Source organism: Halorubellus amylolyticus, assembly GCF_034808145.1.
Taxonomy (GTDB): Archaea; Halobacteriota; Halobacteria; order Halobacteriales; family Natrialbaceae; genus Halorubellus.
Map to the genome: position 1 here is coordinate 442,502 of NZ_JAXHGM010000002.1, position 13,093 is coordinate 455,594.

Here is a 13,093-nt window from a genome sequence, read left to right on the forward strand (position 1 = left end):
GTGCCCGAACGAACGGCTGCCGGGGCCGCGAGCGACGTCGCCCGTCGGCGCTAGAATCCGGGCATCAGTTCCGCGGGGCCGAACACGCCGGCGCGGCCGTCGCGGTTCATCTCGACGCCGCGACGCATGTACCCGAGCGCGGGCCCGTTCACGTTCGCCTCCATGCTCGTCGCGTCGCCGAGCTCGAACGTGTTCGTCGCCGTCTCCCCGTCGAACGTCGTCCCCGTGACCTCGACGGTCGTCGTCGTCGGTTTCTCGTCCTGGTGGACGTCGAGGACGCCGCCGACGGAGACGTCCGCGGCGTCGCAGACGCCGGCGCGCTCCAGGAGGACGTCGTCGGCGTGCTCCATGTCGTGGAATTCGAACCGACCGTCGTGCTCGTCGACGAGCGCCTCGATCTCCGCCTCCGTCATCTCGCGGGCGGTCTCGATGTCGTAGCCGTCGAGGTGCGCGATGTCCTCGCGGACCGTCCCGCGGTTGTCCTCGTATCCCGACTTGAGGCCGACCCCCCACCAGATGTCGACGGACTCGACGTCGACGAACGACTGCGCGGCCAGCGCCGCCGCACCGGTGAGGAACCCGGGCGTCGCACCGGCGCCGCAGACGAACGTCATCCCGGCGTCCCGGAACATCGCCTCGCGCTCGTCGAGCAGTTCGATGACCCGCGAGCGCTTCAGGACGTCGACGACGACACCGTCGTAGCCCGCGTCCGCGAACCGCTCCGCGACGTTCGGGATGAAGTCGTGTTCGAGGTTCGGGAGCGCGAGCAGGACCGCGTCGACGCCTTCCGCGACGGTCTCGTCGATGACGTCCTGGATGGGCGAATCCGTCGGCTCCGCCTGTGCGCTCGCGACGACGCCGGCGTCCTCGCCGTGCTGCTTGACCGCGGTCCCGCCATCGGTCACGGGACCGCCGTCGTTCCCTGTCGTATCGCCTGCACCCGCCTTGTCGTCGTACCGTTCCTCGCTCGCGATATTGCCCTCCGTCGCGTCGAGCAGTTCGTCGACGTCGAGGCCGTCGTGGTCGACCGCGATGCCGTTCCGGTCGCACGCCACGACGGGCGTGACGCCGTCCTTGTGCTGCGATACCTCGAGCGTTCGTCGGCCGATGCCACCGGTGCCGAGTACGGCGAACGTGATGTCGTCGGTCATGCGTAAGTCGGGTTCGCGTGTTCAGTCGTCGTCTGGTTGGCTGGCGGTACTCGTCGCGGTCCCCGCGGCGGTCTCGGGTGGCGCCTCTGGGGTCGCGTCGTCGTCGCTTGCGGCCTTCACCGCGTCCGGGTCGAAGTCGTTGACGTCCCGGTTGGGTTCCAGGCCGGCGCGCTCGATTATCTCGATGTCGTCGCCGGCCGATTGCCCACCCGTGGTGAGGTAGTCGCCGGTGAGGATGCCGTCCGCGCCCGCCTCGAACGGCAGGTGCTGTTCGTCCATCGCGAGGTTCACCTCGCGTCCACCCGTCAGCCGCACTCTCGCGTGCGGGTGGAGCAGCCGGTAGACGGCGACGGTCTTCAGTATCGCCTCGGTCGAGATATCCGCCGAGTCCATACCGCCCATCGCGGTGCCCTCGACGGGATTGAGGACGTTCACGGGGAGGCTGGAGACGCCGACGTCTTGGAGTGCGATGGCAGCGTCGACGCGGTCGGTCGGGCTCTCGCCCATCCCGAGGATGACGCCCGCGCAGAGGTCCATCCCGGCGTCCTTCGCGACCTCCAGGGTCGCGACCCGGTCCTCGAAGCTGTGGGTGTCGACGATCTCCGGGAAGTACCGCGGGCTCGTCTCGATGTTGTGATTGTAGTGATTGATGCCCTCGTCGGCGAGGATGCCGGCCTCCTCCTCGGTGAGGATGCCGAGGCTCGCGTCGACCTCGACGGCGGTCTCGTCGCGAACGAGCCGGATGGCGCGTATCACGTCGTCCCACTCGTCGGGCCGACGCTCCTTCGAGACGCCCTTCTCGGCGACGACGATGCCGAAGCGCTGGGCGCCGTCGCGTTCGGCGCGCCTCGCGGCGTCGAGTATCTCCTCGGGGTCCAGCAGTCCGTACGTGTCGATGCCGGTGTCGAAGTGGACGGACTGCGCGCAGAACCCGCAGTCCTCGGCGCAGTTCCCGGCCTTCGCGTTCACGATGGAGCAGGCGTCGACGGTGTCGTCGCCGAACTCGCTCCGGACGTGGTCCGCGGCCGGTGCCAGCGCCTCGACCGGCTGCGCTATCAGCGCCAGGCCGTCGCGTCGGTCGAGGACCTCGCCGGCGAGCACGCGCTCGACGGCGTCGTCCACCGTCCGGTTCCCAGTCTCGTAAACCACACGCTAGCTCGCGGTTGACGAGACTATAATGCTTGGGGTCTGGCGACCGAAACGAACCGGGCGAACGCGACCCCCATCCCGAACGGAACCCGCACCCCGAATCCGTGCAGTCAGTACGGGATGATGCGGAACCCTTCGGGAAGCACGAGTCCGAACAGGACGAACAGCACGGCCGCACCGCCAGCGGTGACGGCCGCGTAGGGTATCTGCGTGCGGACGTGAGTCATGTGGTCGCTCCCGCTCGTCGACGACGCCAGCACGGTCGTGTCGCTGATCGGCGACGAGTGGTCGCCGAAGATGCCGCCCGAGAACACCGCGCCGAGCACGAGGACGAGGTTCGCGTCCGTCGTGAGCGCCACCGGGACGGCGATGGGGAACATGATTCCGTACGTCGACCACGACGACCCGTCCGAGAAGCTCACGAACGCGGTGACGAGGAACAGCGCGAGCGGGATGAGGAACGCGGGCACGCCATTGAACCACTGGGAGACGAACCCGCCGATACCGAGGACGGTGACGGCGTTCTGGATGCTCGACGCGAACGTGAGGATGAGCGCGGCGAGGAAGATTCCCTTCATGCCGGTGGTCAGTGCGGTCGTCGCGTCGTCGTTCGTCGGGATGTCGCCCTTCGCGCGATAGAGGACGAACGCGACGACGAGCGCGGTCACGGCGGCGAGCCCGAGGCGGAACGCGCCCGGCGAGAACGACCACGCGCCGCTCCCGGGGAGCATCAGCGCGAACCCGCCGACGGCGAACGCCTCGTTCATCGAGTCCGCGACGAGCCACGGGCTCGCGGTCACGAACATCGACCCGAGCGCGACCGCGATCATCACGCCGAGCGGGATGGCGAAGTTCCGCCAGTCCGGCGTCGCCGCGTCGCTCATCTCGTACTGGTCCATCTCGCGGGAGATCATCGGGTCGTCGTCGTCCGCAACGACCTTCCCCTCCTCGCGGCCACGGCGCTCCTCCTCGCGCATCGGCCCGAAGTTCGGGACGACCTGCCAGGCGACGCCCGCGGCGATGAACAGCGCGATCCACGAGTAGAACCCCGTGAACAGCGCGTTCAGGAACAGCGGCCAGACCTCGTTGACGGCGGCGGTCGCCTGGCCGTCGGCGTTCGTCGTCACCATCGACGAGAGGCTGCCGGTGAGCTGGCCGTTCTGCGCGGCCGCTTCGAGTCCCCCGCCGATGAACCCGACGAGTGCGACACCCCACGTGGAGTAGAACGCGAGCCGGGCGGCCGGGGAGCCCGCGCTGTCGACGTAGTACGCGAGCTTCGCGCGCGACACGTCGAACTTGTCGGTCAACGGCCGCATCATCGAGCCGACCACGAGACAGTTGAAGTAGTCGTCTATGTGGATGGCGATGCCCGCGAGGAACGCCGCCTTCTCCGCGCCGGCGTCGTCGTCGACGCGTTCCGCGAGCGCCTCGACGACGCCCTGGAGCGCGCCGGCGCGTATCATGAGCCCGATCATCCCGCCGATGGCGAACAGCGCGATGAGGACGTTCTCGACGTACCACGCCGACGAGAACAGCGGCGCCGTCGCGATTATCTCGGGGACGAGCCGGAGCCCGTACATCCCGCCGACGAGGTCCCCGAGCGCGCTCCCGACGAGGTCGGGCGGGACGCCGACGGCCTCCGGTGACAGCGCGCCGTAGACCGGGCCGGCTGTGGCGATGCCGACGAACAGCCCGATGAGTGCGTCCCGCGTGTACCACGCCAGACTGATGGCGAGCAACGGCGGGACGAGTGACCATGCGCCTGCATCGATGCTCTCTACCGCCATGGTTCGTCAACCAGCAACGGCCGGACGGTTTAAAATCGTTTTCCGGATTCGTGTGATACAAGAGGCGACCATGGTCACTGCACGCGCTGATTTATATGCTCGGGCACGGCGAGTCAGGCGCGTTCGAACGGCCGCCGAGGCTGTTCAGAGGCCGGTCGAGGGTCATCGGACGGCAGTCGAGGTCGCTCGGACGGTGGTCGAGGCCGTTCGGCCGGGCGTGAGGCGTTCAGGCGGTGGTCGGCCGTGCGCCCGGCGCGACGCGATACGCGACCAGGGCGGCGCCGACCGCGAGCACGAACACGAGCCCGATGGCGACGGCGTGCGCGGCGAGTACCGTCCCGCTGGCGCCGCCGACGGCGACGCGACCGAACGCGATCTGGACGGGGAACACCGCGAGTGCGCCGGCGGCGAGCCAGCGAGCCCGCGGGTCCAGCACGCGCCACCCGCCGACGACCGCGAACGCGAGCGCCGCGAGGATGGTGAGCGACACCGCGTAGTGCGCGGTCTGCACGGGCGGCGTGTACCGCGACAGCACCTGCGCGCCGAACAGCACGAGCACCGGCTGGGCGACCGCGGCGACCGCGAGCGCACGCCGGTACGCGCTCACGTCGACGACGTCGCGGAGGACGAGCGCCGTCGCGACGACCACGCCCGCGAAGATGCTCATCGCCGTCCAGTAGTGCAGGAACAGGATGGGGCCGGTGAACTCGAGGACCGTCTGCCGGCCGAGGAACACCTGCAGCGGCAGCAGCGCGAGCGCCGCGGTCGCCGCCAGTCGGACGCCGCGGCCGTGGTCGTCGACCCACGCGAGCACGGCGGTCGCGAGGATGAACGGCCCGGTGAGGCCCGCGACCACGCGATGGATCATCTCGAAGGAACTCGGCACGGACCGCGGGAACAGGTTCAGGAACCCGCCGTCGCAGACCGGCCAGCGCGCCTGGCACGCCAGTCCCGCACCGGTCGCTTTCGTCGACACACCCAGGAGGATGGTGAGGAACGTGGCGCCGACCGTCACCGCGGCGAGTCGCCGGAACCCGCGCGCGGACAGGTAGCTGTCGCGCTCGTCGTTCATACGCGCGTCTTCGGACAGGGTGTACTTACGTCGCTCGCTCTCGCAGCGCCGTTCGGCTCGCGAACCACGTCGCCCGGCGACCGTTTATTGCCCTCCGACGCCTACCGGTGGCCATGAGCGAGTCAGATGCGAGCGAGCGCGACGTCCCAGAGAGCGACGCGGAGTGGCGCGAGCGCCTCGACGACGAGTCCTACCACGTGATGCGAGAAGCCGGGACCGAAGCGCGGTTCTCGGGCGACTACGTCGACCACTTCGAGGACGGGAAGTACCGCTGCAAGGGCTGCGGCGAGGTCCTGTTCGACTCGGAGACGAAGTTCGACCACGGCTGCGGCTGGCCGTCGTTCCACGCCGCCGAGGACGCGAACATCGAGAAGCGAGAGGACCTCTCTCACGGCATGAAGCGCATCGAGGTCGTGTGCGCGAACTGCGACAGCCACCTCGGGCACGTCTTCGACGACGGACCCGAACCCACCGGGAAGCGGTTCTGCATCAACTCGGTCTCCATCGAGTTCGACGACGACGAATAAGCCCTCGCGGACGATCTCGGCGACGGTCGACGGAGCGGGCCGACGGCTCGCCGTCGAGTCCCGCGAAGAAGACCGCAGTAGCGTCGTTCTCGGTCGGTCGACCGTCGCCGAGTTCTGGTCGTGGGTCCCGACTGTCGGCCGTCGGGTCAGGCGACGCGCGCGAACGCGAGGTCGCCGCTGACGGACTCGATGTACGCGTCGACGACCTGGCCTTCGCGAGCGCCGGAGACGAAGATAGTGTAGCCGTTCTTCTTCGCGACGCCGTCGCCCTTCCGGCCGGTCCCCGTGATCTCGACCTGGTACGTGCGGCCGGACTCGACGTCCTCGGTGACCGTCGAGGAGGACTGCTTCGAGGACTTCGCGACGGGCCGGAACGCACCACAGGCCTCGCAGCGCAGCATGTCGACGCCGTCCTCGGTGACGAGGCGCGTGTCCGGCAGGCCGCACTCGCTGCACGTGACGAACTCGGTGACGTACGCGTCGATGGCGGCCTGGAAGTCGGCGATGTCGAACGACCCGCTGTAGCGAGCGGTGGAGCCGTCGAACTGCCCGCTCGTCCCGAGGTCGCGCTGGATGGACCGGTGGAGGTGATCCGCGTCGCGGCTGAGGGCCTTCGAGATGGCTTCGAGGTTCGTCAGGCGCGTGAACGCACCGTCGGTCTGCCCCTCCGGGTCGGGGACCTGCAGACGGTCACCGCCTTCTCGCGGTGTCTCGGGCAGCACGTCGTAGGCTCTGTCGAGCGCTGTAGCGTATTCCATACGTACGTGACGACGTGGGTACGTAAAGCCCCTCCGAGACGAGCGTGGACGCGTCGCACGGCCACTCCAGGCCGATCTACGAAAAGGAAACGAGTCCGTCAGTCGTCTCGGCGCGCTCGTCGGGCAACGAGTCCGTCAGTCGTCCCGGCGACGCCAGTCTTCGAGCGCGTACCCGTCGTACTCGGTCGTCTCGACGAGCTCCCAGTCGTCCTCGTCGAAGTCGGGGTAGTACGCGTCGCCGTCGTACTCGCCGTGGACGCGACTCAACAGCTGGCGGTCGGCGACGTCGAGGAAGAGGCCGTAGATGGCGCTCCCACCGAGGACGTAGAGCACGTCGCCGTCGAGCCGGTCCGCGGTCGCGACGGCGTCGTCGACGTCGCTCGCGTGATGGGCGGTGTCCTGCGGCCAGTCGCGTTCGGTCCGCGAGAGGACGACCTGGTCGCGTCCGGGGACGTCGTCGAACAGCTCGAACGTGTGCCGGCCGAGCGCGACGACGTCGTCGGTGACGCGCTCGCGGTACCGCTTCGATTCGTGGGGGAGGTGCCAGGGGAGCGAGTCTCCCTGCCCGATGACGCCGTTCTCGGCGACGGCCGCGACGGAGATTATCTGCATGTCGCCGGCTACGGGGGCGACTGCCGTGAACGTCTCGACTTCCGACGGGTCGCCGGCGCTGAATCGGTACGGGCGCCGCCGTGCGGCGTGCTGGCACGCCAATCAACATACTTAAGTCTATCTCTCCCTAATAGCGACTGTGAGTGAAAATACTGGGCGCAAGAACCTCCGAATGCCCAACGACGACGAAGTGTTCGCCGTAGTGACAGAGCACAACGGCGGCAACCACGTGCAGCTCCGCTGCGCCGACGGCGAGGACCGGATGGGCCGCATCCCCGGTCGAATGAAGTACCGCGTCTGGATCAACGAGGGCGACGTCGTCATCGCCGAGCCGTGGGACTGGCAGGACGAGAAGGCGAACGTCGAGTGGCGGTACACCGACGAGGACGCCGACCAGCTGCGCGCGGAAGGACACATCGACTGACTTCTCCTAGCTGACCGCCGGACGTCGGCGCGACGAGCGACCGCTCGCGGCCGAGTTCGAGCGACCAAACCTTCTTCGACCGACCCGCCTCGAAGCGCGGAGTCCGACCGCCGCAGGTCCCGCGAACGCCGGTCGGGGTTTGAATTCACTCGTCGAGCGTCGCGAACGCGAAGAGGCTCTTCGTGCCGAGCGGGTCGTCCGCGGTGACGCGATGGACGTCGCCGAACCCGGCCGCCTCGAGCTGGTCGACGGTCGCGCGCTCGCCGGGCGCGGAGAAGAACATCCGGCCGCCCATCCAGTCCTCGCGGACGGTCTCGAACCGGCCGGTCGGGAGTGTCATGAGGAGGTATCCGCCGGGCTTGAGAACGCGAGCGAACTCGCGGTAGACCTCGGGGTGGTCGTCGCGCGCGACGTGGAAGACGGCGTGGTAGGCGGTGATGGCGTCGACGCTGTCGTCGACCAGCGGCAGGTTCGTCATGTCGCCCTGGAGGAGTCTCGCCGCCGGCACGGTCTCGGACGCGAGTTCGAGGGCGCGTCGGGAGACGTCGACGCCGATGGCGTCCGCGGGGAGGTTCGCGAGCGTCCGGGCGCCGTCACCGCAGCCGACGTCGAGGACCACCGGGTCGTCGGGGAGGTACTCGCGGAGCTCCTCGACGAGGTCGGCGTCGTTCCCGGTCGGGTCGCGGGACTCGGCGTACGTCTCCGCGACCGCGTCCCACGCCCGCCGCACGTCGTTCCGGTTCATGAACCCCGTACGGCGTGGAGCCGTTTAGATGCGATGGCGGACCCTCCACCGGCTCGCCGACCGGTCCGCAACCGGTCCGCGTCCCGGCCGTCGGGACGCGGCGTCTGTCGCGGGCCGAACGCTCAAGGCGTCGGTGGCCGTCCGAACGAGCATGACCGTCGCACGCCCCATCGAGCTCGAAGGGCACGTCATCGACTCCGGGACGCTCCAGCGATGCATGACGACCATCATGGAGATGGGCGGTGACTTCGACGTCGAACAGTTCGACGTCGGCCGCCACAAGATGGCCGAGTCGTACTGCCGGATGCTCGTCCAAGCGGACGACGAGACGACCCTCCACGAGATACTCCACGAGCTCCACCAGACCGGTGCGACCGTCCCGGACCCCCACGACGCCCAGCTCGAACCCGCGCCCGGCGATCAGGTCGTCCCGACCGGGTTCTACTCGACGACGAACCACCCGACCGAGGTCCGGCACGACGGCGACTGGCTGCCCGTCGAGAATATCGAGATGGACTGCGCGATCGTCGTCGACCCCGACGCGGACGGCGGGCCGCGAGCGTATACGAAGGTCCTGAACGCCATCGAGGAAGGCGACCTCGTCGTCACGGACGAGTTCGGGGTGCGCGTCGACCCGCCGGACCGGCCGCGCGGCGACAGCGGCCCGTTCGGGTTCATGCAGGGCGGAGTGTCGCCCGAGCGCCCGAGCGAGAGCCTCATCGAGGACGTCGCCGACGTCATCCGCGAGGCGAAAGCCGATGGCGGGCGCGTCCTCGCGGTCACGGGCCCCGCGCTCCTGCACTCCGGGGCGGGGCCGGCGTTCGCCGAACTCGTCCGCGAGGGCTACGTGGACGCTTTATCCACGGGGAACGGGTTCGCGGTCCACGACATGGAGCGCTCGATGTACGGGACGAGCCTCGGCCTCGACGTCGAGACCCTCGAGAGCCCGCGGAAGGGCCACAAGCATCACATCTACGCGATCAGCGAGGTCATCCGCGCCGGCGGCATCGAGGCGGCGGTCGAGACGGGCATCGTCGACTCGGGCGTGATGTACGAGTGCATCCAGCACGACGTCGACTACGTGCTCGCGGGCAGCATCCGCGACGACGGCCCGCTCCCGGACACCATCACTGACGCCGTCGACGCCCAGAACGCCATCCGCGAACAGGCCCACGACGCCGACGTCGTCCTCATGCTCTCCACGCTCCTGCACTCGGTCGCGGTCGGGAACTGCCTCCCGTCGACGACCCCAGTCGTCTGCGTCGACATCGACCCCTCGACCGTCACCCAACTACTCGACCGCGGGAGCTCGCAGGCGGTCGGGATGGTGACCGACGTCGGCACGTTCGTCCCGACGCTCGCCGACAAACTCCTCGACGACGCGACCGACGACTGAACGGGGAGCGCTCGCGTCAGAGCGCGTCGACTATGTTCAGGTACCCACTCCCGTAGTACGCCTTGTCGTAGTCCTCGGGGACGTCGGCGGCCTGCTTGAGCGCCGCCTCGACCTGGTTCGCGCTGTAGTTCGGATTCGCGGACTTGACGAGCGCCGCCGCACCCGCGACGTTCGGCGACGCCATCGACGTCCCAGCCTTCCAACCGTACCCCGGCACCTGCGTGTCCGGTTCGCCGTCGCCGTCGGTGTCCTCGTAGGTGAACACGGTGTTGAAGACGAGGTCGTTGAACCAGGGAACACCAGTCCCGATAGCGTCGGAGTCCGCGTCACCGCCCGGCGCACCGAGCGTGACGGCGTTCGTCCCGTAGTTCGTGTAGAACGCCGGGCTCTCCGGCGGTGCAGCGAGGTCCGTTACTTCGCCGTCGCCGTCGGCGTCCCACCCGTATCCGATGGGGCCGGTCGCGGACACCGAGACCGCTTGTGCACCCTCGTTCGGGAGGCTGATGAAGTTCTTGTCGTGCTGGAGGTCCGCCTCGTCGTTCCCGGCGGCGATGACGAGCAGGGTGCCTTCCTTGTTCGCGTACGTCATCGCGCTGTTCAGCACTTTGCCGTAGAACTGCCCGTTGGCCTGACGCGGGATCGGGTACGCACCCAATGAGAGGTTCGCAACGTCCGCGTCGACGTTCGCGCTGTAGACGACCGCGGCGACGACGTCAGCGAACGACGCGCCCTCTCCAGAGAAAACGCGGCAGTCGACGAGGTCGGTCTTCGGGGCGGTGCCGTTCACGCCGATGCCGCCGCCGTTGTCCGCAGCGACGATGCCCGCGACGTGCGTGCCGTGGTCGTCGCCGCCGACGGGGTTGTGGTCACCGCCGTCGCCCGTGAAGTTCCGCGAGAGGTCCAGGTTCAGTGGCCCGGCGAGGTCCGGGTGCGTCTCCAGCACCCCGGAGTCGATCACCGCGACGCGCGTCCCCTCACCCTCGGTCGTCTCGTGGGCTTCCGGGACGTTCAGGTCGGCTTTGTCCCACTGATAGAAGTCACCGGGCTGGCCCTCGTAGTCGCTCGCGTCAGCGGCCTCGAACGTCGGAGCTTGCGCGTTCGCCTCGGGTTCGTTCAGCGTGATCTCGACGTCGGGCGCGAAGTCCTTCACGCGCTTCGACCGCCGAAGCTCGTTCTCGCTCCCTTCGACGACTGCGTACTTCACGCCGGGCATCTCGTGGACGACGTCGAGACCGTCGAGTCGGCCCTTGCTCTTCGTCTGGACGATGAACCGGTCGGTTCGCGTCGCCGCGGTGACCGTCGATCCCGTCGCGATGCCACCGAGTGTCGCGCCACTGACCGTCAGGAACGTGCGCCTGTCGATATCTACCATGCGCGTCGACGTGCGGACGCTGCGGGTATTGGTATTTCATCCCTACCGACCACCGAAACCGACGCGGCACCGGTACTATTTGCTGAAAATATCACTTGGAGATAGGTATTGGCTCTATACGCCCGTCGTATCGTCGCCCGGCGGCGGTTCGAACGCCGTCATCGAAGGCGGTGACGACGACTGACGACCGTCCGTGGCGCCGCGAAGACGACTGTCCGACTCGTGGCCGTGGCTCGGCCGTCGAGCGCTCGCTCAGGAGTTCCCGTCGTCGCTGCCGTAGTCGTCTTCAGGCGGTCGCGTCGTAGCCCGCGTCCTCGACGGCGGCGACGAGCGCGTCGACGTCCGCGTCGCCCTCCACGGTGACGGTGTCGGCCTCGTTGTCCGCGCTGGCGTCGGTGACGCCGTCCACGTCAGCGAGCGCGTCCTCGACGGTCTGCTCGCAGTGCTCACAGGACATCCCGGTGACGGTGAGATCTGTCGTCATACCCGACCGGTGGGTGTCGAGCGTGAAACGATTGACGGACTGCTCGAACGCTCGGTGTCGTCGACGGTCGACGGCGCGAGCGCTCTCGGGTGGTGGTGTCTGAGAGAATCGAGGTCTGAAACGTCGCCGTTAGGCGACGGCGTGAACCTGAATTAGACGCGAAGAACGTTCTTCGCGCGGGGGCCCTTGGGGGCCTGTTCGATGTCGAATTCGATCTCGGTGCCTTCCGTCAGGTCCTCGCCGCCCACGTCTTCCATGTGGAAGAAAACGTCGTCGTCGGAGTCCTCGGTGGAAATGAAACCGTAGCCGCCTGTGTCGTTGAAGAAATCAACCTTACCGTTTGCCATTGCAATTGAACGAAGGACAACAGTACGGATAAGGTTTGTGTATTTGTCCTTTAAAAACGGAGAACAGGCTACGTGCGTTTTCTAACATCTGCTTACTTTGGATATTTGTTCTCGATGTGTCGGGATAGCTGCGTCTCGGTGACCGTTCAGTCACGACCGGTTCGAACTATCGATGCATCCACAGTTCGCGGGCGACTGGCATTCATTCCCACGCATTGTCGCTCCGTGGTGCGTTCCGGCGCTCGCTGGCACTCATCGCCACGACACGTGTACTCGCGGCACCCGGTGTGAGGGACGTTCGACGTGGTGGTCGCTCGACGTGAGGATACTCAACGTTGGTTCGACCCCCGCGGCGTCACACCACCGCGACGCGCGGTTCGCACGAAGGGTTATGGTGTCTGTTCACATATATGTGAGCCGTATGTCCGCCCGTCCGACACCCGACAGCGCCGACGCGTCGACCGCGGAATCGACTGCCGAACTGTCGGCGCTCCCGCGCTACAAGCGCCTCCGACGCTGGAACGCCGTCATGGCCGTCCTCCACTTCGTCCAGGGCGCCGCCATGCTCGCGATCGCCGAACCCGTCCAGTGGCCGCTCACGTTCACGCGATACGAACTGAATCCAGTGACCGACGCCATCGTCCCGACGAGCGCCCTCTGGACGGAGGTCACCCTGCCGTTGCTCGTCGCCGGGTTCCTCCTCATCTCCGCGCTCGCTCACGCCATCGTCGCGACCGTCCGCTACGACAGCTACGTCGCCGCCCTCGACCGCGGCATGAACCCCTACCGGTGGTACGAGTACGCCGTGAGCGCGTCGCTCATGATCGTCGTCATCGCGATGCTCGCCGGCATCTGGGACGTCGGCACGCTCGTCGCGCTCTTCGGGCTCGTCGCCGTCATGAACCTCTCCGGGCTCGCGATGGAGCGACACAACCAGACCACCGACCGGACCGACTGGACGACGTACCTCATCGGGACGCTCGCCGGGGTCGTCCCGTGGGTCGTCATCGGCATCTCCCTCGGCGGGTCCATCGTCGCGAGCAACGGTCAGGTCCCGGACTTCGTCATCGCGATCTTCGCGTCCATCTTCGTGTTCTTCAACTTCTTCGCGATCAACATGATCCTCCAGTACCGCGAGACCTGGCGCTGGGAGGACTACCTGTTCGGCGAGCGCGCGTACATCGTGCTCAGTCTCGTCGCGAAGTCACTGCTCGCGTGGCAGGTGTACTTCGGCACGGTGAACTCGCCGATCTGAGCGCACCGCTCGCG

14 protein-coding genes are annotated in these 13,093 nt (G+C 67.8%); 4 read left to right on the forward strand and 10 right to left on the reverse strand.

Annotation, left to right across the window (positions count from 1 at the left end):
* Nucleotides 1-50: 50 nt before the first annotated feature.
* The 4 genes from bioU to SM754_RS08030 form a co-directional block, all read right to left on the reverse strand.
* The gene (gene bioU, locus SM754_RS08015; protein ID WP_323675700.1) at nucleotides 51-1,151 is read right to left on the reverse strand and encodes a (S)-8-amino-7-oxononanoate synthase BioU; all 1,101 of its coding nucleotides are present in this window, start codon (nucleotides 1,149-1,151) and stop codon (nucleotides 51-53) included.
* Between the two features lie 21 nt (nucleotides 1,152-1,172).
* The gene (gene bioB, locus SM754_RS08020; protein ID WP_323675701.1) at nucleotides 1,173-2,300 is read right to left on the reverse strand and encodes a biotin synthase BioB; all 1,128 of its coding nucleotides are present in this window, start codon (nucleotides 2,298-2,300) and stop codon (nucleotides 1,173-1,175) included.
* Nucleotides 2,301-2,410: 110 nt separating this feature from the next.
* A complete protein-coding gene (locus SM754_RS08025) occupies nucleotides 2,411-4,087 on the reverse strand; it encodes a Na+/H+ antiporter NhaC family protein (RefSeq protein ID WP_323675702.1) in 1,677 nt (558 codons plus the stop codon).
* A 226-nt stretch (nucleotides 4,088-4,313) separates the two neighbouring features.
* The gene (locus SM754_RS08030) at nucleotides 4,314-5,159 is read right to left on the reverse strand and encodes a COX15/CtaA family protein (RefSeq protein ID WP_323675703.1); all 846 of its coding nucleotides are present in this window, start codon (nucleotides 5,157-5,159) and stop codon (nucleotides 4,314-4,316) included.
* Nucleotides 5,160-5,272: 113 nt separating this feature from the next.
* Between SM754_RS08030 and msrB the strand changes: the two genes are divergently transcribed.
* Nucleotides 5,273-5,686 carry a peptide-methionine (R)-S-oxide reductase MsrB gene (gene msrB / locus SM754_RS08035; RefSeq protein ID WP_323675704.1) on the forward strand — a complete coding sequence of 138 codons (414 nt, stop codon included), beginning with the start codon at nucleotides 5,273-5,275 and terminating at the stop codon, nucleotides 5,684-5,686.
* A gap of 146 nt (nucleotides 5,687-5,832) precedes the next feature.
* Here msrB and SM754_RS08040 read toward each other — a convergent pair whose 3' ends face one another.
* Nucleotides 5,833-6,444 (reverse strand): translation initiation factor IF-2 subunit beta, encoded by a 612-nt coding sequence (locus tag SM754_RS08040; protein WP_323675705.1) that lies wholly within the window; start codon nucleotides 6,442-6,444, stop codon nucleotides 5,833-5,835.
* Nucleotides 6,445-6,579: 135 nt separating this feature from the next.
* A complete protein-coding gene (locus tag SM754_RS08045) occupies nucleotides 6,580-7,056 on the reverse strand; it encodes a dihydrofolate reductase (RefSeq protein WP_323675706.1) in 477 nt (158 codons plus the stop codon).
* Between the two features lie 139 nt (nucleotides 7,057-7,195).
* Here SM754_RS08045 and SM754_RS08050 point away from each other — a divergent pair, with 139 nt between their 5' ends.
* A complete protein-coding gene (locus SM754_RS08050) occupies nucleotides 7,196-7,480 on the forward strand; it encodes a translation initiation factor eIF-1A (RefSeq protein ID WP_227133752.1) in 285 nt (94 codons plus the stop codon).
* Nucleotides 7,481-7,625: 145 nt separating this feature from the next.
* Here SM754_RS08050 and SM754_RS08055 read toward each other — a convergent pair whose 3' ends face one another.
* The gene (locus SM754_RS08055; RefSeq protein WP_323675707.1) at nucleotides 7,626-8,225 is read right to left on the reverse strand and encodes a class I SAM-dependent methyltransferase; all 600 of its coding nucleotides are present in this window, start codon (nucleotides 8,223-8,225) and stop codon (nucleotides 7,626-7,628) included.
* Nucleotides 8,226-8,376: 151 nt separating this feature from the next.
* On the opposite strand from SM754_RS08055, the gene SM754_RS08060 reads away from it, so the two are divergent.
* Nucleotides 8,377-9,621, forward strand: coding sequence for an ornithine cyclodeaminase, nickel-pincer nucleotide-dependent (locus SM754_RS08060; RefSeq protein ID WP_323675708.1), 1,245 nt, complete (start codon nucleotides 8,377-8,379; stop codon nucleotides 9,619-9,621).
* Nucleotides 9,622-9,637: 16 nt separating this feature from the next.
* Here SM754_RS08060 and SM754_RS08065 read toward each other — a convergent pair whose 3' ends face one another.
* The 3 genes from SM754_RS08065 to SM754_RS08075 form a co-directional block, all read right to left on the reverse strand.
* Entirely contained in the window at nucleotides 9,638-10,993 is a 1,356-nt protein-coding gene (locus SM754_RS08065; RefSeq protein WP_323675709.1) for a S8 family peptidase, read from the reverse strand.
* 286 nt (nucleotides 10,994-11,279) lie between these two features.
* On the reverse strand, nucleotides 11,280-11,477 hold the full coding sequence (locus SM754_RS08070; protein ID WP_323675710.1) for a heavy-metal-associated domain-containing protein: 198 nt from the start codon (nucleotides 11,475-11,477) through the stop codon (nucleotides 11,280-11,282).
* A gap of 152 nt (nucleotides 11,478-11,629) precedes the next feature.
* Nucleotides 11,630-11,824 (reverse strand): cold-shock protein, encoded by a 195-nt coding sequence (locus SM754_RS08075; RefSeq protein WP_227133759.1) that lies wholly within the window; start codon nucleotides 11,822-11,824, stop codon nucleotides 11,630-11,632.
* Nucleotides 11,825-12,245: 421 nt separating this feature from the next.
* On the opposite strand from SM754_RS08075, the gene heR reads away from it, so the two are divergent.
* A complete protein-coding gene (gene heR / locus SM754_RS08080; protein ID WP_323675711.1) occupies nucleotides 12,246-13,079 on the forward strand; it encodes a heliorhodopsin HeR in 834 nt (277 codons plus the stop codon).
* Nucleotides 13,080-13,093 lie beyond the last annotated feature (14 nt).

Excerpts from the sequence above, each read along its gene's own strand:
- bioU (WP_323675700.1), bottom strand. The coding sequence starts at position 1,151 with ATGACCGACGACATCACGTTCGCCGTACTCGGCACCGGTGGCATCGGC.
- SM754_RS08025 (WP_323675702.1), bottom strand. The coding sequence starts at position 4,087 with ATGGCGGTAGAGAGCATCGATGCAGGCGCATGGTCACTCGTCCCGCCG.
- SM754_RS08030 (WP_323675703.1), bottom strand. The coding sequence starts at position 5,159 with ATGAACGACGAGCGCGACAGCTACCTGTCCGCGCGCGGGTTCCGGCGA.
- msrB (WP_323675704.1), top strand. The coding sequence starts at position 5,273 with ATGAGCGAGTCAGATGCGAGCGAGCGCGACGTCCCAGAGAGCGACGCG.
- SM754_RS08040 (WP_323675705.1), bottom strand. The coding sequence starts at position 6,444 with ATGGAATACGCTACAGCGCTCGACAGAGCCTACGACGTGCTGCCCGAG.
- SM754_RS08045 (WP_323675706.1), bottom strand. The coding sequence starts at position 7,056 with ATGCAGATAATCTCCGTCGCGGCCGTCGCCGAGAACGGCGTCATCGGG.
- SM754_RS08055 (WP_323675707.1), bottom strand. The coding sequence starts at position 8,225 with ATGAACCGGAACGACGTGCGGCGGGCGTGGGACGCGGTCGCGGAGACG.
- SM754_RS08060 (WP_323675708.1), top strand. The coding sequence starts at position 8,377 with ATGACCGTCGCACGCCCCATCGAGCTCGAAGGGCACGTCATCGACTCC.
- SM754_RS08065 (WP_323675709.1), bottom strand. The coding sequence starts at position 10,993 with ATGGTAGATATCGACAGGCGCACGTTCCTGACGGTCAGTGGCGCGACA.
- SM754_RS08070 (WP_323675710.1), bottom strand. The coding sequence starts at position 11,477 with ATGACGACAGATCTCACCGTCACCGGGATGTCCTGTGAGCACTGCGAG.
- SM754_RS08075 (WP_227133759.1), bottom strand. The coding sequence starts at position 11,824 with ATGGCAAACGGTAAGGTTGATTTCTTCAACGACACAGGCGGCTACGGT.
- heR (WP_323675711.1), top strand. The coding sequence starts at position 12,246 with ATGTCCGCCCGTCCGACACCCGACAGCGCCGACGCGTCGACCGCGGAA.